Source organism: Streptomyces sp. NRRL S-350, assembly GCF_000719705.1.
Lineage (GTDB): Bacteria > Actinomycetota > Actinomycetes > Streptomycetales > Streptomycetaceae > Kitasatospora.
Window position 1 is genome coordinate 1 of the sequence record NZ_JOHO01000062.1, and the last position, 18054, is coordinate 18054.

General features: G+C 69.7%; 19 protein-coding genes and 3 pseudogenes. 3 read left to right on the forward strand and 19 right to left on the reverse strand.

All coding sequences use genetic code 11. The features are described from left to right. Positions 1–164 precede the first annotated feature (164 nt). The 5 genes and pseudogenes from IF30_RS45860 to IF30_RS0133705 form a co-directional block, all read right to left on the reverse strand. Positions 165–533 (reverse strand): annotated as a pseudogene (locus IF30_RS45860) (helix-turn-helix domain-containing protein); the annotation flags it as partial. A gap of 442 nt (positions 534–975) precedes the next feature. Then, positions 976–1644, reverse strand: coding sequence for a hypothetical protein (locus IF30_RS44140; RefSeq protein WP_158835673.1), 669 nt, complete (start codon positions 1642–1644; stop codon positions 976–978). A 584-nt stretch (positions 1645–2228) separates the two neighbouring features. Beyond that, positions 2229–2321, reverse strand: a complete 93-nt coding sequence (locus IF30_RS50870; RefSeq protein ID WP_420791182.1) for a type IV toxin-antitoxin system AbiEi family antitoxin domain-containing protein — start codon at positions 2319–2321, stop codon at positions 2229–2231. Beyond that, positions 2318–2689, reverse strand: a complete 372-nt coding sequence (locus tag IF30_RS48845) for a hypothetical protein (RefSeq protein ID WP_030245646.1) — start codon at positions 2687–2689, stop codon at positions 2318–2320. The genes IF30_RS50870 and IF30_RS48845 overlap by 4 nt, the downstream gene beginning before the upstream one ends. A gap of 358 nt (positions 2690–3047) precedes the next feature. Continuing rightward, positions 3048–3512, reverse strand: coding sequence for a hypothetical protein (locus IF30_RS0133705; RefSeq protein WP_030245647.1), 465 nt, complete (start codon positions 3510–3512; stop codon positions 3048–3050). Positions 3513–3701: 189 nt separating this feature from the next. Here IF30_RS0133705 and IF30_RS0133710 point away from each other — a divergent pair, with 189 nt between their 5' ends. After that, positions 3702–5510, forward strand: a complete 1809-nt coding sequence (locus IF30_RS0133710) for an acyl-CoA dehydrogenase (RefSeq protein WP_030245648.1) — start codon at positions 3702–3704, stop codon at positions 5508–5510. 115 nt (positions 5511–5625) lie between these two features. Here IF30_RS0133710 and IF30_RS49860 read toward each other — a convergent pair whose 3' ends face one another. Both IF30_RS49860 and IF30_RS42360 read right to left on the reverse strand, forming a co-directional pair. Further along, a complete protein-coding gene (locus IF30_RS49860) occupies positions 5626–5958 on the reverse strand; it encodes an RICIN domain-containing protein (RefSeq protein ID WP_234322944.1) in 333 nt (110 codons plus the stop codon). Then, positions 5874–6443: pseudogene (locus IF30_RS42360) on the reverse strand (RICIN domain-containing protein); the annotation flags it as partial. The gene IF30_RS49860 and the pseudogene IF30_RS42360, both read right to left, overlap by 85 nt. A gap of 507 nt (positions 6444–6950) precedes the next feature. Between IF30_RS42360 and IF30_RS0133725 the strand changes: the two are divergent. Beyond that, a complete protein-coding gene (locus IF30_RS0133725) occupies positions 6951–7766 on the forward strand; it encodes a hypothetical protein (protein WP_158835676.1) in 816 nt (271 codons plus the stop codon). Between the two features lie 242 nt (positions 7767–8008). On the opposite strand, the gene IF30_RS0133730 is transcribed toward IF30_RS0133725, so the two are convergent. Further along, the gene (locus tag IF30_RS0133730) at positions 8009–8335 is read right to left on the reverse strand and encodes a hypothetical protein (protein ID WP_030245654.1); all 327 of its coding nucleotides are present in this window, start codon (positions 8333–8335) and stop codon (positions 8009–8011) included. 161 nt (positions 8336–8496) lie between these two features. Then, positions 8497–9102, reverse strand: a complete 606-nt coding sequence (locus IF30_RS0133735) for a TetR/AcrR family transcriptional regulator (RefSeq protein WP_030245656.1) — start codon at positions 9100–9102, stop codon at positions 8497–8499. A gap of 49 nt (positions 9103–9151) precedes the next feature. Between IF30_RS0133735 and IF30_RS0133740 the strand changes: the two genes are divergently transcribed. Next, entirely contained in the window at positions 9152–10024 is an 873-nt protein-coding gene (locus IF30_RS0133740) for an alpha/beta fold hydrolase (RefSeq protein WP_030245659.1), read from the forward strand. 66 nt (positions 10025–10090) lie between these two features. On the opposite strand, the pseudogene IF30_RS49865 reads toward IF30_RS0133740, so the two are convergent. The 10 genes and pseudogenes from IF30_RS49865 to IF30_RS0133790 all read right to left on the reverse strand — a co-directional run. Further along, positions 10091–10267 (reverse strand): annotated as a pseudogene (locus IF30_RS49865) (IS630 family transposase); the annotation flags it as partial. A 306-nt stretch (positions 10268–10573) separates the two neighbouring features. Next, positions 10574–11440 carry a glycosyltransferase family 2 protein gene (locus tag IF30_RS0133750; protein WP_158835679.1) on the reverse strand — a complete coding sequence of 289 codons (867 nt, stop codon included), beginning with the start codon at positions 11438–11440 and terminating at the stop codon, positions 10574–10576. Positions 11441–11459: 19 nt separating this feature from the next. Next, positions 11460–12251, reverse strand: coding sequence for a hypothetical protein (locus IF30_RS0133755; RefSeq protein ID WP_030245664.1), 792 nt, complete (start codon positions 12249–12251; stop codon positions 11460–11462). Then, the gene (locus IF30_RS0133760; RefSeq protein ID WP_030245667.1) at positions 12248–13009 is read right to left on the reverse strand and encodes a hypothetical protein; all 762 of its coding nucleotides are present in this window, start codon (positions 13007–13009) and stop codon (positions 12248–12250) included. The genes IF30_RS0133755 and IF30_RS0133760 overlap by 4 nt, the downstream gene beginning before the upstream one ends. Beyond that, positions 13006–13590, reverse strand: coding sequence for a 2OG-Fe(II) oxygenase (locus IF30_RS0133765; protein ID WP_030245669.1), 585 nt, complete (start codon positions 13588–13590; stop codon positions 13006–13008). The genes IF30_RS0133760 and IF30_RS0133765 overlap by 4 nt, the downstream gene beginning before the upstream one ends. A 299-nt stretch (positions 13591–13889) precedes the next feature. Beyond that, a complete protein-coding gene (locus tag IF30_RS0133770) occupies positions 13890–14231 on the reverse strand; it encodes a hypothetical protein (RefSeq protein WP_158835682.1) in 342 nt (113 codons plus the stop codon). Between the two features lie 204 nt (positions 14232–14435). Then, a complete protein-coding gene (locus IF30_RS0133775; protein ID WP_030245673.1) occupies positions 14436–14753 on the reverse strand; it encodes a hypothetical protein in 318 nt (105 codons plus the stop codon). 133 nt (positions 14754–14886) lie between these two features. Beyond that, entirely contained in the window at positions 14887–15750 is an 864-nt protein-coding gene (locus tag IF30_RS0133780; protein WP_030245675.1) for a class II glutamine amidotransferase, read from the reverse strand. 95 nt (positions 15751–15845) lie between these two features. Then, positions 15846–17273 carry a glutamate decarboxylase gene (locus IF30_RS0133785; protein ID WP_030245678.1) on the reverse strand — a complete coding sequence of 476 codons (1428 nt, stop codon included), beginning with the start codon at positions 17271–17273 and terminating at the stop codon, positions 15846–15848. Between the two features lie 135 nt (positions 17274–17408). Continuing rightward, positions 17409–17990, reverse strand: coding sequence for a hemerythrin domain-containing protein (locus IF30_RS0133790; protein WP_030245680.1), 582 nt, complete (start codon positions 17988–17990; stop codon positions 17409–17411). Between the last annotated feature and the right edge of the window lie 64 nt (positions 17991–18054).

The following is an 18054-nucleotide window of genomic DNA, read 5'->3' on the forward strand; positions in this document are numbered from 1 at the left end:
AAACCGCGACAACACAGCCCACTCGGCATCCGAAAGCTCATGACGGCGCACCATGACCGACATGATCTCTCATCACTTGATCAGCTTTGAAGACGACCCTAGGCCGTGTCTCATAATTGATCTTGTGGCGGGTCGAGGAGAGATAACGGATGCTGCGTGGGCTCGTCCGCCAGAGTCCGAAGCCGCAGTCCCGGACGGTCGGGCACCGCAAAGCCGCGGGACGCGAGCAAGCCTCTTATCTCGGCAATCGCCCGGCTGACGGTGGAGCGGTCGACCCCGAGGAGCAGGCCGAGGACTGCGTGGGGAGGGTCGTGCCGCAGATGGCTCAGCGTGGCGGCAACGCGGTCGGCGAAGACAAGCTGGTGCCGGGCCCCTGCTCCGGCGGCGCGGCGACGAGCACCTCCACGGGCGGTGTGACGTCGGTCCTCGACCACGGCCTGCCAGGGAGAGGCGAGCTCGACGACCAGATCGGCCAGGTGCCACCGTGAGAGACCCGTCAGCACCCGATGCCCGAGCACCGCACGGCTCACCATGATCGTCACAGCGTCAGATCATGCCGCCTGCAGGCTGCCCGGTCACATCGCCACCGCAATCACGCACCAGGTCGTAACCCCCGCCTGTGCGGGGAGGACAGGTTGGTCGGCGGGTGGATGCGCAGCGCCTCCGGCTGACCCCTGCGGGTGTGGGGAGGACCCGTCCGGTGTAATGCGGCTCAGCATCCACTCGCGGACCAGCCCACCGACCCCCATGGGGCCGAGCGAGCGCGATACAGCGAGCTGAAGCCGACCGCCAGGGCTGATTCCTGCGAGTGAGAAGAGTACAGCGGGCCGCGGGAATTGAGCCCACCGTTCTACGGCCGACTCTCGCAGCTGCGGTGAGGAAGCGTGACTCCGGTCAGGAGTGCGGGAGGGGCGTGTGTCCGGCATGGGGAGTGGAGAACGGATCCCTCCGGTTCCTGATGATCCGACTTGCCGTTCAACACGGCAGCAGAACGCCGCGCTCGCGGATGACCAGTTCTTCGCCCTCGGTAAGGCTCGCGTACGTGATGACCTCATCCAACAAGCGGAACGCGCCGCCGACCTCTTGGCGGGCGGTGACAATTCGTTCGGCCATGTCAGGACGGACATCGAGTACCTGCGAGATCGTCTGAGCGTCGGCGCTGTTCAGATCCAGCAGGCCGCCGTCGTCGTAACCGGTGCCTCGGCCTGGTCGGCCGATACCCAGTTCCCGGGCCATGGCGGGATCATCCTGAACGATACGGCGCGCCTCGGCACGCAGAGTTCGGGCCTGTTGGACGGCGGCCAGAGCGCTGACGGGCTCCGGCGAGAAGGCCGTCACCGGTCGCTGAGTGGCAGTGCCGTAGATCAGGGACCGGTACGGAGAGAGGAGGATCGGGGCGATGATCATCCCGGCGAGCGCGGCGAAACCTGCAGCAGGAGGGAGGAGGAGGCCGCCTGCAAGGATGACGGTGAACACAATGGCCAGTCGGCGAGCCTTCGTCGCGTCCCGCGAATGACCCTGAGACAGACGCGTGGTGGCGTGCCAGAACGGTACGCAGGCGAGCAGGCCGATGCTCAATATCGGCGTAAGAACGTACCAGAGGCCGGGGCGACGTTGGGTGGCTCGGATGGGGTGCTGACTCACGGAGGCAGCGTATCGATGTCTGAGTATCAGATGCCGCCTGACGCAGAAACTGATCGACGAGGGCCTCACGAAGCGTCAGGTCGCGCGGATGCTGGGTCGTGACGCTTCGCCGGTGTCGCAGTTCTTCACGAGGGCAAGGGCGCGGCGTTCGTGAACGCGCTGCGCCAGATCGTGCGGGCGGTGTGCGGCGGTGAACGGGACCCCGAGGCGTTGTCCGGCATCGCGGCAGCGAGCGTGGAACGCCGGCGGACCCGGACCGGCCAGAAGGCGCGGGTGCGGGGGCAAGGACGTCGTCGGGGCGCCCGGCGAGAGCATGGTCGGCCGGGCCGGGAAGCTCGTCCTGCGTCAGCCCCACAGCAACGGCGAGCTCGCGCCGGCTCTCCCCCGGGGCGGCGGTAGGCTGCCGAGGCTCCGAGAAGGCGCAGGAGGCCGCCACCCGCGGGTGGCGGCCTTCCGGCGTCTCAGACAGGGACCGTGACGACCGCGGCGGACGCGGGGACGTCGCCGGTTCGAGATCCGGGCCAGAGGCCGGCTCCCCATGGTGCGGCAGGTCCGCGAACCGGCCGCCGGCTGGCCCCGGCGGGTCAGCCGTTCAGCTTCGCGTACAGGCCGCGGCCCGGGCGCTGTACTCGGCCGGCCTTGGCCAGGCGCTCCAGCATGGTGCGCACCGCGTTCATGTTTTCTTGGCCGGGGTCTTCTTGGCGGTGGCCTTCTTCGCCGTCTTCGCGGCCGTGTCCGTGCGCGTGGTGGCCTTCTCGGCCGGCTCCCCGCCCCGGTCCTGGGCCGCCCCGGGTTCGGCCGCGATCTGCCGCGGCAAGTCCCCGACGATGGCGTCCGCCTCTGCCCGGACGGTGCCCACCGGCATGAGGTCCTGCGAGACCACCAGTCCGGCCAGGGCCCGCAGGCTCTCGATGGCGGCGCGTACGGCGTTCTCGCGCGCCACGGCGGCGGTCAGCTCCTCCTCCAGGCGCCGCCGGCGGGCCTCGATGCCGGGAAGTTCCGCCTCCAACTGGGCGATGGTGTCACTGAAACGGCTTTCTGCCACGGTTCCTCGTCTCCTCCGCCCACGCGATCCTCCGCAGGGACTATGCGATCTTTACCCCACTCACGCGTCCGCCAACAAGAACAGCACCAGACAGCCCGCTCCGCCGTCACGACCACGGAAGGCGACGGTGACGATGGCGGTGGTGCAGCGCCCCAGCGAACCGTCCGAGCCGCGGCCAGCACCACGCCCGACCACGCCCAGCCGCCATGTCGTGGTGAACGACCTCAGCGCGAGGACTTTCTGACGGCCCGCACCGGCGGTCGGCCTGCGATGCGGTCGGCGCCGACGGGCCACCGTGAGCTGCACACCGCCTTGGCCACAGGCAAGCCGCCGGACCGTCCGCCGGCGCGGACGACGGTCAGCCGTGCCGGCGAAGGTGGAAGCCTACGTGCCGTGGCGATGCGCGAGACCGCCCTGGGGCTGCCGGGCCGGTGTGGGTCGGCTCGGCGGCGATGCTCTTGTGCCGATTGTTGCGTTCGGCGGCCTCGGGCGGCATGGTCCGGCACTCACCCGCTGATTCGGGAGACCGGGCACAGAGGAGGTCCTGCTCAAGGAGGGCGTCCGGCTCGGCGTGCACGCGCTTGACGGGCAGCTGCCCGCCGATCGCCTTGACGATGTCGGCTGCGCTCGTCGAGCCGTTGGCCTCGATCAGGCTGAGGGCGGTGAGGTGGAGGCCGACATCCCGGAGGACGAGCCTGTGGCCCTCAGGGTGAGCACTCGGGTCGCCCGGCATGAGGCAGGCCAGGGCCCCGGCATGAGGCAGGCCAGGGCAAGGGATCGACACGCTCCGCGCCGCCGGACACCGCGACATCGCCGCCGGCATCCGGCAGGCTTCCTACGAGCCCTCCACCCGCCCGCTCGACCTGCCGAGCATCATCCGACCAACGTGATCACCAGAGCACAGGGCTTTGCAACGGCCCTGAGCCAGGGAGCGCCCTTTCCATGATCCGCCGCCGCCAATCGTGTTGATCATCACGCTCGGCGAAGTGATCGATTCCGCTAGGTTACCGACGTGACTGGCTCTCAACTCCCCCACTTCCAGGGCATATCCGGCGACCTCACGCGCGTACTGTTCGGACCTCGTGCACAGCAAATCCACGAGCCCTGGAGGCGCCTGTTCGACGACCCCCGGTTCGCCTTCGAGGAGGGACTGACCCCTCAGGAACGGACAGCGCTCTCGTACAAGCGACTGCGGTTCATAAACGATGCCGTGCCGGATCCGATCGCCCTGGCCTCGGACATCGAGAAGCTCGCGGCCATGCACGAGTGGGCTGGAGTGGTGGATGCCGGGATGGCGACGCTCGCGAGCATCCATTGGAACCTGCACATCGGCAGCCTGGCCGACCACGACGAGGGGCGGGACCTGCACCCGTATGCCCGAATGGAACGCATCGGGACATTCCTGTGCACCGAGCTGGACCACGGTAACGACGCCGCCGCGCTGGAGACACGGGCCACATTCGATCCCGAGACGAGCGGATTCATCCTGGATACGCCCACCGCCGGTGCTTGCAAATGGATGCCGAACACCTCCAGTGCCGGTGGCGCCAAGAGCGCCCTCGTTGCTGCCCGCCTGATCGTCGGCGAAGTCGACCACGGAGTTTTCCTCTTCCACACGCCGCTCACCGATCAGGAAGGTCGGCCCTACCCGGGCGTGGAAGTCCGGCCCCTCCCTCAGACCGCCAGCGCACCCGTCGACCACTGCGCCACCTACTTCCACGGCATGCGCCTGCCCTTCGACGCCATGGTGCAGGGCGACCACGGGCGTCTGTCACGCGACGGCAGGTTCACCAGCGTGCTGGGCAATCCACGCAAGCGATTCCTGCGGTCGGTCGGACGCGTCAACGCAGGCAAACTCTGCATGAGCGCCTACAGCCTCGGCGTGACACGCCATGCCCTCGTCGTCGCTGTGCAGCACGCCAGCCGACGGCTCACCTCCGGCATGACGACAGACCGCAAGGTCTCCCTCATCGAGCACCGCAGCCACCACGCCCCGCTCCTTTCCGCGGTCGCCACCACATACGCGGCGACACTGCTGCACCGCGAAGTAGTACAGCGGTGGACTGACAGCACTGCGACTGAGCGCGCCGATGTGGAACGACTGGCCGCCATGGCCAAGGCCTGGATCACTTGGCGGGGTCGGGAGATCATGACGGAATGCCGTGAGCGTTGCGGAGCGCAAGGCCTGCTGCTGTCGAACGGAATTGCCTTCCAGCTGGCTGCGAACGAGGGGACGGTCACCGCCGAGGGAGACAATCTGGTAATTCTCATCAAGGCGGCTGGTGAGATGCTGATGGGCGGATTCACTCCCATGCCGCCTTCTGAGGTACCGGCGAGTGAGCGCTCACTTGATGATTCAGACTATCTACAGGAACTTCTTGCAGACATCGAACGTATCTGGCACAGCAGGGCTCGCACCCGACTCCGGAGCGGGCCGACAGGAAATCCATTGGCTCGGTGGAACGGAACCGTGACACCAGCCTTGCGGCTCGTTGAAGCACATACAGTTCGCCTTGCCGCGCAGTCTCTGCTAAACGCGGCAACGGGAGAGCCCGTCCCTGAAGTCCAGGCAGTTCTCGCGAACCTGCACCGTCTGTTCACCTTGCGGCAGATCAAGGACAACAGTGGGGACTTGCTCGCGGCCGGCCACATGACCTCGGATCACGTTCAGCAACTGCCAGACGTCGAGGAAGCGCTGATCGAGGCGCTCCTGCCGTATGCCCTGACCCTGACAGATGGCTTCGCAGCTCTTGAGGGCGTCCTGGCCGGGCATCCGATGCTTGGCGCTCCGGAGCCGGCGGCCGAACTGGTTCCGGCGTGATTCGGTAGTCGCTCGGGGCGCTGCTGTCCGGCGACAGCAGCGCCCCGACCCTCGCCGGGGATGGGCGCGGGCCGCGACGTCGAGCGGGCCGCAGCGTCACCCGTCGTCGGGATCGTCAGAGGGCGATGATCTGCCCTTGCTGCCGCGTCAGTGACGCGTACGGCTGTTGCTCGACATCGGCTCCGTCGGCGGTGCTGCCCTCGTCGACGGCGAGGCAGGGCCCGCTGTAGCGGTTGATGAGGAAGTAGGAGCCGTCACCGGTGGGGGTGACGGCCCAGTGCTGCTGGGGGGCGCTGGAGCCGACCAGATGCCGACGTCGCCGCCGTCGGCGCGGGAGAGACCCGCGACCTCCATGAGCTTGCCGCTGCCCACCCCCTTGATCTCGTGGTAGCAGTCGTCGGTCCTGGGGAAGGTCCACTTCTGGTTGGCCTTGTTGAGCCAGGGCCATTGAAGGACGTCGGTGTTGGTCGGTGTTGTTGGCGGTGGCCCGCCCTTCACGTCGGCGACCTTGCCGCTGTGCCGGGCGACCAGCCGGTAGACGGGGCCGTCGCCGGGCAGCGTGGTGGACACCAGGGCCGGCTCGTCCGTCCGGCCGCCGATCCTGACGCCGCCGATGGTGACGTAGCCGCCGGTGGCCGCGTTGACCCGGATCCGTACGAAGCCGACGTTCCGGGCCGGCCATCCGGCCGCCTTGGAGGCACGGCCGGAGGCCCAGTTCCCGGCGGTGACCTGGGTGAAGTTCGTAGCGTCGGTGCTGGTGGAGATGGGTGTGGTGTGCTGGTCGATGCGCCAGCGGTTCCCTTCGCGGATGTCGCGCGCGGTGGGGCGGGCCCGGAAGGCGATCCGGTAGGAGTTGTGCGGTGCGAGCAGGCGCAGCGAGGCGTTGACCGGCAGGGACTTGCCGTTGCCGGCCGCGCCGGAGATGCACGTCATCGCGCGGGCTTCGAGGGTGGCGGCGATGTTGTCACAGGCGGTGCGCAGCGCCTCGGTGGCGACGGTTCGGGCGTCGGCCAGGTTCGGGCAGTGATCGGCGCGCTCACAAGATGCCGTGGTTGGCGGCCCTGTCCGGGCTCGTGCTGGTGCTCACCGCGCTCCCTCCTCGACCAGCCGGGCCGCTACGCGCCGTGCCAGCCAGGACGGGCGCCATGCCACTTCGCTGTGGCGGGGGCCTGGTACGCATGGCGTCCTGCGGCACGCGCAACAGGCCGCCGCCGGCGCTGCGGCTGCCCGGGCGAAGGACACTGGTGCCCGGTGAAGCCGGTGCTGACCCGGCCTCACCCTGGCGCAGGCCGCCGACCGCCTCTGAGGAGTTCGCTCATCTCGTCGGTCTGCCGTGGTCGGATGGTGCCCGAAGACGTGAGGAGGCCGAGTGTGCGTTGGAGACGTGGCAAGAAGGCAGGCCGTCGCCGGAACGGGGACGGGGACGGGCCGTATGAGATCGTGTCCTCTTCGCAGGCGCTCTCGCATCCGCCCCGGATCCGCGAGGAGCGCTGGGGGGAGTGGTTGCGGCGTTCGCGGATCGGGACCGACCTGGCCGCGTGGTGGGACGGCGGTGACAGTGACGTACGCACGCGTATTGGCGAAATCCCATATCGGGAGCGCCTCGTCGACCTCCTGTCCCGGGCCTCGCCCCGGGACTGCGCCGCGATGGGCCTGGGCTGCAGCCGCCGTGTCGACCGGCCGTGCTGGGAGCCGCAGATCTGCGGCCAGGACCGCGTCGGTGTTTGTGCCGGCGGCACGGCCGGTGCTGGCGCGTCTCGTACGGGTCCGGTGCCGGGTGCCTGCGGGTCCTTCGTGGACTGCTGGAGCGATCTGGAACTGCGTGTGGAGTTCTCCGCCGACGACCGCCACCGGGCGGTGCACATGACGGACCGGGACCGCTGGGGCGAGGTCGGCGTGTGGGTGGACGGCGTTCGGCTGATGGTGGATGCCTGGCTGGATCGGTCCGGGTACTGGGTGGGCGATCGGTTCTATGTGCTGCGGGCGGCGGGCCCGGAAGACCATCCCGATCAGCAGATCGCCCTCGGTCTGCTCGGTTACAGGATTCTCTCGCTCGTGATCCATGACGCCCGGCGCGGGACGACACGCGTGTTCGTCCCGAATGCCTCGCAGAGCTGGACCGATCCGTTCGTGCGGCTGGACGGCGATCAGTTGCATCTGTACGCGGACGAAGCCGCCGTCACGGCTGACCGGCCCGACCGGTCGGTACCTGCCGAATCGCCACCTTCTCGCCCTGGGGGCCCATACTGGTGGTGAGCTCCATGACAACGCCGAACAGAACGTCGCGGCGCAGCGCGTTGTTGAAGTCGAACACCGTCTGACCGGGGTGAGGTTGATGGTGCGGGCGGGGGCGGTGATGAAGTGGACGGTGCCCGTGGCGCGGGCCGCGGTGATCCAGCCCTGGGGTGCCTGGGTCTGCCGGCTCGGGGAGGAACTAATCAACAGCATCCCCCGGGGCCGGGGGCCGTCGTTGCTGGATCCAAGGGATGTCAGCCGCCTCAGTCTCCAGCGATGTAGACGTAGGTGCCGGGCGCCTCACCGCACTTGCTCAGCAGCGCCTCCAGGAGTACCAACTGCGGGTTGCTCCTCCAATCCGGGATTGTTTGGACCTCCGCACGCGCGGTCGCACACTGGCCGGAGTCCAGCACGGTGTCCCCGTAGGGGTCGATGCGGGAAAGGACGGGGAAGTCCGCGGGGCGGAGTCCCCCGAAGATGTCCATCAGCACGTCGTCCTCGTCTCCGAAGGATTCGGTGACCGTCCTCTGAAGGGCCTCCCAGCTTGTCAGGTCAGGGAGTTCGGAATGCCGGAAGACATCCAGTCCCACGTTGAGCTCCAGCTTCCTGTCAGAACGGATACTCAGGTTGAACTCGCCTTGTCGGCGAGCTGCATCAGTGCAACGCGGCCATCGCGACCCCGATGGTTCGTTGGCCGTCCTGGCTCATGGATTCCGGCGTCATGCAGCGCCCGAGGCGGGTCCTCGCCGCCTCAAGGGGCTCGGAATAGCTCATCCAGGTGGCAGGTAAGGATTGTCAGCGCGACGTCGCCAGTGCGCTGGCCGCCCAACACGCTCGAGCCCAGGCCGTTGACCATGGCCAGCAGTCCGGCGGCGGTGATCTCGGGATCTTTGCCGGAGTCGATCTCCCCGGCTTGCTGGGCCGCGCGGAGCTGCTTAGCGAGGAAGCCCTCCAGCAGCTCTGGCTGACGCGTGCCGTGCTTCTCCAGCGTGCTGGGGTCGTTGAGCACCAGCGTGTAGTAGGCGGCGTAGGTTCTTGTGATCCGACGGCTTTCCGGATCGGTCGGCAGGATGCACGACAAGACCGCGGTCGCGATGCCGCGCGGCGTGGGTGGGGAGTCCGCCGCGCTGATCCACTTCTCCATGCGGGCCTGAAGTTGGGCGCCGAGCCTGGCCAGCGCGTCCAGTAGCAGCCCTTGCTTGGTCTCGAAGTAGTACTGCACCAGCCGCAGGGAAACGCCGGCTTCGGCAGCGACCGCCCGCATGCTGGCCGACTGAAGACCCTGGGTGTCGGCGATCCGCAGCAGCGCCTCGGCGATCTGCCGCCGGCGCTCCTCGTGGTCAACCTGTGCTCTCATGATCCCACCTCCCTGGTACACCCGTATCATGCCGTGATACAGATGTACCATGCGAATCAGCCAGTTCAAGAACGACCAGGCCAGAGACCGATTCCGCGCCGCCTACGAGCGGACCCTGGAGCAACTGTGGCCTGGACCGCGAACGACGCTGGACCTGCCGACCACGTTCGGAACCACCCGCGTCTACCGAACCGGCCCGTCGAACGGCGAGCCGATCGTGCTGCTGCCCGGCTCGGGCGGAAACGCCCTGATGTGGCACCGGTACATCGACGTGCTGAGCCGGCACCGTCCGGTCATCGCCGTCGACACGATCGGCGAGCCCGGCGCAAGCGTGCAGACCGCCCCCATCGGCGACGGCCGGGACGGTGCCGCCTGGCTGGACGAACTACTGGCCGCGCTGAAGACGCCCCCCGCTCATGTCGTCGGCTGTTCCTACGGCGGCTGGCTGGCGCTCCACCACCAGATCCACCACCCAGGCCGTACCGTCTCCCTCACCCTGCTGGATCCTGCAGGCTTCGCCGACTTCGGCCCCCGGTTCTACGCCTGGCTGATCGCCGGCGGACTCGCCTCAGCCGCTCCGCGCCCGCTCCGCCCCCGCCTGGCACGCCTAGTCGGCAACAGCGCCATCCTGGAGACCGAGCTGATGAGCCTGATGCGCGCGTCAATGGGGTTCCGCCGCGCACTCCCGGTGCCGCCGGTCTTCTCCGACGAAGAACTGCACCGTCTGCAAGTCCCCGCACTGTTCCTGCTCGGTGCGCGCAGTGCCATGCACAACTCGCGCGAGGTCGCAGACCGCCTCGGCAGGCTCGCGCCCTCGACCCGGGTGGAGATCGTGCCCGGCGCTGGCCATGCGCTGCCGACTGACCAGCCGGACCTGGTGATCGACCGCGTCCTCCACATCACGGGCAGTGGGGCCGGGTAGCCTCCTGGTTCCTCGTCGTTCAGCTGGAAGCCATGGTGATGTCGGCGCTGAGGCCAGGGCGGTAATCAGCCCGGTTCCGGTCAGGCAGCCGTCGCTGAGCTGGGGCCGGTACTGGATCTCTCGTAGGCCGCGTCGGACTGTCCGCACGAGGTGGTCAGGGTCGGTGAAGGCGACGTTGGACAGGAAACCGCGTCTCAGCAGTGACCAGATGCCCTCGACCGGGTTGAGCCCTACGCAACCTGGCGATCAACGCCCTCCGGACTGCCGGGCACCGCAACATCGCCGCCGGCCTCCCGCACGCCTCCTACGAGCCCTCCACCCGCCCGCTCGACCTCCTCGGCATCACCTGACCAGGCGCCCGCACGGACGACCCGGTGCCGCCGGGCGTCGCCTCCCCGGGGCAGCACCAACGGGCCCAGCTCCTCCGCCTCCCGGTCGCTGACGCACTGCGGGCACTCCAGCCGGTCGGGGCCGGCCTGCTCGGTCAGTTCCACCTTCGCGCCGATCGAGCCCCCGACACGTCCGGCACGCAGCGAGGTGGATGCGGCCTCAGGGGCCGAAGGCCCGGGGTGCCCACTGGTCGAGGTAGTCGGCGATCGGCCGCAGCTCAGTGGTGAAGAGCCGTTGCTGCGTCGCCACCCACGGCTCGGCAAGGACGGTGGCCATCGCGCTGGGGAAGGTGGAAAAGCGTGCGCAGGCCAGAACGGAAGCCCGCAGCTGCGGGCTGGGCAGGTGCAAAAGCCCGGTGCGCAGGATGTTCTGGAGCCACGGCTGCTGCTCCGGCCGGTACGGCGGAAGTGTCCGGAAGCGGTGAGTGACGACGGCCCCGGGGATGCCGAGCGAGGGACGCCCCGCGCGCCACCATCGCAGGGCCAGCTCCACGTCCTCCAGCCCGAATCCGCTGAAGGCCGCGAAGCCTCCCTCCGTGAGGAAGCGGTCGCGGACGACGGCCAGGCAGCCGCCCGGGAGGAGACCGACCTCGATGGGTTCGGGCCCGGCCACCGGGCGCCAGCGGTAGGTCAGCAGGGCGTCCACGAGTTCAGCCCCGCAGCCCACGAACCGGCTGTCGGAGGCGTCCCGCACCGCGGGTCCGACCAGCGCGTCCGGCACGCGGTCGAGCGCGGCCACGAGCGGTGTCAGCCACCGGTCGTCCACCACGCAGTGGGCGTCGAGGAAGACGAGGACCGGTTGGTCCGCGGCCCGCGCGCCGCGGTTGCGGGCCGCGGCCACGCCGACATGGTCCCCGCGCAGGGTCCGCACCCACGGCGGCCAGTCCCGCTCGCAGCCGCCGTCCGTGCTGCCGTCGTCGACGAGGACGAGCTGCCGCGGCCGCACGCACGCGCTCGCCACCGACCGGATGGTCTCGGCAACCCGGTCGCCCTCCTGGTAGGCGGAGACGACGACGGAAACGGGCACCGAGGAGCGCATGCCGGCGTCACCGCTCCGGTGGAGCGGCGGGTTGCGGAGCGGCGGGTTGCGGAGCGGCGGGTTGCGGAGCGGCGGCAGTGAGCTCCGGCGGCAGGTCGGCGGCCACCGAGGCGGGCGTGCGGGCCCGGCTCCAGAAGCTTCGGCACTCCGGCAGCAGACGGCCGTGCCGGGCGGTGTCCACCCAGGTGTACCGCTCCGGTTCCCGGGTCAGGGCGAAGCCGCGCAGCAGCGCGAACTCGCAGAACCCGCCGAATCCGGCGGCGTGCGCGTAGCTGCCGATCGACTGGCCGTGTGCGTCCCGGCAGTGGGCGCGGAGCCCGGCATACACATGTCGGGGGACGACCAGGGGCGGCGGCTCGGTCACGTCCGGCCGCACTGGTTCGCCGAAGAAGGCGGTCGGGCAGCGCCGCCAGCCGTCCGACTCCGGCCGTGCGCCGCCCGAGTCGAAGGCCATCCGTGGCCGACCGCCGTCGAACAGACGGCCCGTCAGCTCGCACGGTGCCGTGAAGACCTGGTCCGAGTCGAGGTGCAGGATCATGTCCGCGTCCGTGTAGTGGTCCGCGTTGAGCTTGGTGATCTGCTGGCCGAGGTAGTCGTCGGCGTAGTCGCGGCACGTGGACAGACGGACGCCCGTCGACTCGATCGCCGACGGCTCCATACGTTCCAGACTCGACTGCGGCACGACCACGACGACCTGGCGGTGGCCCGACGCGAACAGGGCGATGGACCGCAGCGCCAGGGCCAGCCAGTGCCGGTCCCGGTGGTACGACCGGATGAAGACGTCGATGACGGGGGTCACTCGACGGGCTCGTCTCCGATGTCGATCGCGGGTCCCGGAGTGCCCGTGATGCCGCCGGGCGGCGACGTCATCAGGAGTTCGTCGAACCCGGGGAACACCTCGGCCCACCGCGTGTCGCCGGCCCAGTGCGGCGCGATCCCCGCCGCGAGTGCGAGGTGGAACCCCGTGAGCCGGGAGATCCGGGCCCGGTCGAGGTTGAGGGCCAACGCATCGCCGAGACGGGCGGCGTCCAGGCCGAGTTCCTTCAGCACTGCGGGCGGGCTCGCCGAATACGCCGTGAACTCGGTCCCGTCGGTCAGGATCCGGGCCTGCCGGGGTACGAAGCCGACGTCGGCGAGCTCGCCGGAAACGATCGCCGACTGCTCATTGACGAACAGGGACACCCAGTCCATGCCCGCGCCCGCCAGGTCCTCGAAGAGGACCTTCGTCATCGCCGCCGCCAGGCCCACATTGGTGGTGTCCCGCACGGAGAGGAACGCCGGGGTGAGCAGCGACTGCCCGTTGTCGCTGACCACCGCCACCGCCATGCCGCGCAGGATCCTCGCACCGATGCCGGACGGCGGCCACGGACGCTCTTCGAAGGCCACGGCGGTCCTGGTGCGGGCTCTCGCCGCGAGCAGGACGAGGACCTCGTCGAGCAGGTGCCCGAGGCCGAGCCATCTGAGGAACCGGGCCAGCTCCGGCCGGTACTCGCCGAGGAGATCGGTGGTGATCCGCAGTTCCAGACGGTCGTTCAGCTCGTCGTGAAGGTTGTTCATCGCTTCCCCTCGCTGGTATTGCTGTCGTCCACGTCGTAGAGCCACGCCACCGCCGAATACCGCACACCGGTACGCACCGGGCGCACCTCGTGCAGCACATCGGAGCGGAAGGTGACGATGGAGCCGGCTTCCAACCGGATGTTCTCGGGCACCACGGTGCCATCGGGCCGCGGAACGTAGAGGACCAGCGCTCCACCATCGAAGGACGGGAGGCCGTCGTGCGGTGTGGCGTCGTTCAGCAGGCAGACGATCGACAGCCGTCGATGGCGGACGACGGCCGGATCCAGCGGGTCGTCGGAGCTGTCCCGGTGGGCGCGGAAGAGTCCGCGCTCGGCGTAGCTGCAGAACTTCGGGCCGTCCAGCGCGGCCCGTCGCCATCCCTCGTCCTCGATCGTCTTCCGTGCCACCTCCCGCATCGCGGTGACAACGGGCTTCGACCGCTCGGGCGCCAGCAGGTGCTCCGAGCAGCTGCGCATGCTCAGGTCGACCACGTCCTCGCTGCGGCGCAGCACCGGGCCGGTGATGGCGGCGGACCGGGCCATGGCCTCGACGGCGGCGCGGCAGTCCTGCGGTGACAGCACGTTGTGCCAGATTCTCGGCTGCGCCTCGTTACGCTCTGCACGGCTGGGAGTTCCGGTCCGCATCCTTCTCCCACTCTCGGTCGGTCGTGCGACGGCAACGAGAAACCCGCCCACAAGTTAACCAACAGCGCTGTCGCAGTTGCGGAAGGTGATCGCCCGGGAGGGTGCCGTGTCTCCGTCGCCGGCTCACGCATCCCCCTCCGGGACTCGCCGGCCCCCCGACTGCTACCGGAGGCGCGCGCCGTTCGGCCATGGCCCCCACCACACCGGAGGTCTTCCCATGATCAAGACGACCACCGTCACGCGCAGCGCGGCATCGAGACCTGGTCGATCGCGGTGACCGCGTACGAGCGGATCGCCGAAGTCGTCAACGCCACCCGGCCCACCAGCGGATCGCAGGACGGCCCGGACAACCGGCCCCGCGTCGTCCTGGACGACCGCAGCGCGAACCAGGCCAACTGACAGGCGAAGCCGGGCACGTAAGCTGACAGCAGGGCCCTCACGTCGACGAGCGTGAGGGCCTGCCGCGGGTTGCTGTCCAGCAGGTACAGGGCGCCGGCCGCGTTCCGCCGGCGGGGGCCGGCCTCGTTGTGCGCGGTCCCCGCCCAGCCCGGTCCGTGCCGGTGGCGCGGGCCGTCCACCGCCACCTCGACTTCGCCCAGACCGGCCCAGTGACTTCGACAGCAGTCGGCACGCCCTGCGTGGTGCGCAAGCCCCGCAGCCCCGCGCCTCTTCTCCTTCCTCTGACCGCCCCAGCGATCGGGTCTCGCCGGAGGCTTTCAATCGGCCGGCTGGCAGGGGATGCTGCGCCTGGCCCGGCCCCGCGCCAGACGTAGGCGGATCGGTCAGGGACCGAATGTGGACGAGCCGGCCCGGCGGGAGACGGGAAGCGGGGAACCCTCCACAGGCTGTCGTAGTGCTCTCGCCGGGGCGGCGACGTCCTCGATCTGTTCGTCCTGCTTCACCTCGACGCGCGCGGCCTGCCAGCTGGAGAAGTGGCCGACGAAGTTCGCCCACACCGACATGAGGGCGATCCACAGGATGGAGGTCTTGAGCCCGGTGCACACGGTGACGGGGATGAGGACGAACCATACGAGGGTGCACCAGCCGTGGAAGGCCCGGAGGAAGGCTGGGCGGCCGAACAACGCCGAGAATCTGCCCACGAGTCGGGTCCTTTCGAAGGGCCGGGGAATGCCGTCCGGCTTGACGGCGTGCCCGCACCACAGCAGCTCGGTCCGCCGCTGACGCGACGTACCCGGCCGTGGCGGGCGCATCCGTGCGGGGGTTGCCCGCGGTTCAGCTCTGGGAGGCGACGGCCGCTGGTCGCAGGTCGGCCAGGGACAGGCGGTGGTCGGGCTCGTCGGTCAGGATGACGCGGTGCGTGGTGGTGTGGCCGGGTCCGACATGGAGGAGTTCGCCGGGCTCCATCAGCCGCCAGTGGGGGTTGTCGTCCATGCGTTCGCTGGCGACCACGGTCGCCCGGGTGCGGGCGAGGTCGCCGGAGTGGACGCGCAGGCGGCCCGCGGTGCCGGTGTGGTCCAGGTGCCGGGTTCCGTGGTGGCCGCCGGGCCGTCGCTGGAGGACGTACAGCTCGTGGGTGTCCGGGTAACGCAGGGCCCAGAGCTGGTCGGCGGTGGTGAGGACGATGTTCATCGCGTAGACGGGCAGGTGCCGGGCCACCCAGCGGGCTGCGGCCTCGATGCCGGCGCCGACGTCCCCGCCGCGTGCGGCGGTCTCGCGGGTGATCAGCGCGAAGAAGCGTTCGGAGTCGGTGTCGCCCTTGACCAGCGCGCGGTCAGGCCCGAGGTGGGCATCGAGCAGGTCCAGGCCCTCGATCACCCCGTTGTGGGCGAACAGTCGGCCGTCCTGCTCGAACGGGTGGGTGTTGGCGTTGGTCAGATCGCCGGTCGAGGCGAAGCGGATGTGGGCCAGGAAGGTCGTCGACTCGACCACCGCGGCGTCCTGGGCGAACGCGCGGTCCTGGAACGCGGCGATCGGCGCCTTGTGGACCTGCGGGGTCCCGTCGGCGGTGAAGTACCCCAGGCCGGTGCCGTCGGGCTCCCGTCGGCTCTGCTCGCTCAGGTTGTCGGGTGCCTCCAGCAGCCAGAACGTCGCCCGGCTGCGCTGGGGTCCACTGCTCATGCCGAACAAGCGACACATGGGGTCCTGCCTCTCTGGGACGCTTGGGGTGACGTCGGTCAGCCGGCGGATGGTGCGCCACGGGCCGCAGCGGCCTCGCGGCGTGGACGGCGGTGTCAGTCCCGTCCCGGGCGCCGGGGGTTCTTGGTCTCGGCGCCGTGCGCGAAGCCGCCCGCGTCCTCGGCGCTGCGCCGCGGGCCGTCCTGGCGCTCCAGGCGGTCGAGTACACGCTTGAGATCGGTCAGCAGCAGGTCGGCGAGGTCGTGGCTGAATCCGTTGCGTGCGACGATCCGCAGGACGGCCAGGTCGGTCCGGTTCTTCGGGAAGGTGTAGGCGGGTACCAGCCAGCCACGCTCGCGCAGTGCGGCGGAGACGTCGAAGACGCTGAACGCGTCGATCCCTTCACGGACCCGGAAGGCGAAGACGGGGGTCTCGCTGCCGTCGGTGATCAGCTCGAACGGGCCGAGCTTGGCGATCTCGGCAGACAGACGGGTGGCGACATCGCGGCAGGTCTGCTGGACGCGCCGGTAGCCGTCGAAGCCAAGGCGCAGGAAGTTGTAGTACTGGGCGACGACCTGGGCGCCGGGGCGGGAGAAGTTGAGCGCGAAGGTCGGCATGTCGCCGCCCAGGTAGTTCACGTGGAAGACCAGGTCGTCGGGCAGCGCCTGCTCGTCGCGCCACAGCGCCCAGCCGACGCCGGGCATCACCAGGCCGAACTTGTGGCCGGAGGTGTTGATGGAGGCGACGCGCGGCAGCCGGAAGTCCCAGACGAGTTCCGGGTCCAGGAACGGGGCGATCATCGCGCCGGAGGCGCCGTCCACGTGGATCGGGATGTCCAGACCCGTGCGCTCCTGCAGGGCGTCCAGCGCGGCGGCGAGTTCGGCCACCGGTTCGTAGCTGCCGTCGAAGGTCGAGCCGAGCACCGCGACGACGCCGATGGTGTTCTCGTCGCACAGTTCGACCGCCGCCTCGGGGGAAAGGTGGTAGCGATCGCCCTCCATCGGGACGTAGCGGGCTTCGACGTCGAAGTAGTCCGCGAACTTCTCCCAGCAGATCTGGACGTTGATGCCCATGACCAGGTTCGGCTTCGCCGCCTTCGCGTCCGCACCGCGGCGGTGCTGCCAGCGGCGCTTGAGTGCCAGGCCGCCGAGCATCGCCGCCTCGCTGGAGCCGGTGGTCGAGCAGCCGACCGCCCGGTGGGCGTCGGGGGCGTTCCACAGCCGGGCGAGCATGTGCACGCACCGCGTCTCCAGCTCGGCCGTCTGCGGGTACTCGTCCTTGTCGATCATGTTCTTCTCGGCGCACTCGGCCATCAGCCGCAGCGCCTGCGGTTCGGCCCAGGTCGACACGAACGTCGCCAGGTTCAACCGGGCGTTGCCGTCCAGCATGAGCTCGTCGTGCACCAGCTGGTAGGCGGTTTCCGGCTCCATCTCGCCCTTCGGCAGGGCGTGACGGGGCACCTTGACGGGCTCCCGGCTGAACACGGGGTTGAGTTCCAGGTCGCGGCTGGGTCGATCGTGTTGCTGGCCTCGCTTGAGCGGCATACTCGGGGTCCCTTCGTCGACTCGTCGGGGGGGCGATCGCTGTGCGGGCACGGGTGGTACGGCGGCCGTCGCGGTCACCGGTGCGGGCCCACCACGCGGGCACCGCCGGCGGGCTCGGGTGCGGTCAGGGTGTGGCTACCCCTCGGCCTCCAGCGCGTCGGCCAGTTCCTGCTTGGCCATCCGCGAGCGTCCGGGGATGTCGGCCTCCTGGGCCTGGCGGTACAGCTCGTCCTTGGTCGGCTCGTCATCCCCGTGGCGCTCCGCCGCCTGCCGTTCGGCGACGGCGAGCGCCTCCTCGCGCCGCTCCTGGAACTTCACGCCGAGTTCCCGCAGCCGCTCCTCGTCCATCGCCTGCCGCAGCGCGGGCAGGATCTCGGACTCCTCCGTCTCGACGTGGTGCCTGACCGCCTCGACGAGTTCGGCGACCAGGGTGTCGAAATGCTTCGACTGCGGGTCGGTGGCCTGCAGACGCCTGATCAGGTGCTCGGCCTGCGCGTGCTCGTCCTCGCTGTGAGCCATCTGGTCCTTCTCCCCGGGCGCGTCCGTCGCGACGACCGGGTACACCCGCTCTTCCTCGGCGCGTGAGTGGGCGATCAACAGGGCCCCGACACGATCGAGCACGGCGACCCGGTCCCCACCTCCCGCCTGCAGATGCTGGAACAGCTTCTCCACCTCGCGGTGGTCCGCGGTGATCAGCTCGACGACATCCTTCGTCATTCCGTCTCCCAACGATCCGGTGGCGGCCAGGAGCACCGCCTACCCCGAAAACGTGCCGGCACGC

Excerpts from the sequence above, each read along its gene's own strand:
- IF30_RS0133780 (WP_030245675.1), bottom strand. The coding sequence starts at position 15,750 with ATGTGTCGCTTGTTCGGCATGAGCAGTGGACCCCAGCGCAGCCGGGCG.
- IF30_RS50870 (WP_420791182.1), bottom strand. The coding sequence starts at position 2,321 with ATGAACGCGGTGCGCACCATGCTGGAGCGCCTGGCCAAGGCCGGCCGA.
- IF30_RS49860 (WP_234322944.1), bottom strand. The coding sequence starts at position 5,958 with ATGGCCCTGGCTCAACAAGGCCAACCAGAAGTGGACCTTCCCCAGGAC.
- IF30_RS0133705 (WP_030245647.1), bottom strand. The coding sequence starts at position 3,512 with ATGCCGGCGGCGATGTCGCGGTGTCCGGCGGCGCGGAGCGTGTCGATC.
- IF30_RS0133760 (WP_030245667.1), bottom strand. The coding sequence starts at position 13,009 with ATGAACAACCTTCACGACGAGCTGAACGACCGTCTGGAACTGCGGATC.
- IF30_RS0133735 (WP_030245656.1), bottom strand. The coding sequence starts at position 9,102 with ATGAGAGCACAGGTTGACCACGAGGAGCGCCGGCGGCAGATCGCCGAG.
- IF30_RS0133790 (WP_030245680.1), bottom strand. The coding sequence starts at position 17,990 with ATGACGAAGGATGTCGTCGAGCTGATCACCGCGGACCACCGCGAGGTG.
- IF30_RS0133785 (WP_030245678.1), bottom strand. The coding sequence starts at position 17,273 with ATGCCGCTCAAGCGAGGCCAGCAACACGATCGACCCAGCCGCGACCTG.
- IF30_RS0133740 (WP_030245659.1), top strand. The coding sequence starts at position 9,152 with ATGCGAATCAGCCAGTTCAAGAACGACCAGGCCAGAGACCGATTCCGC.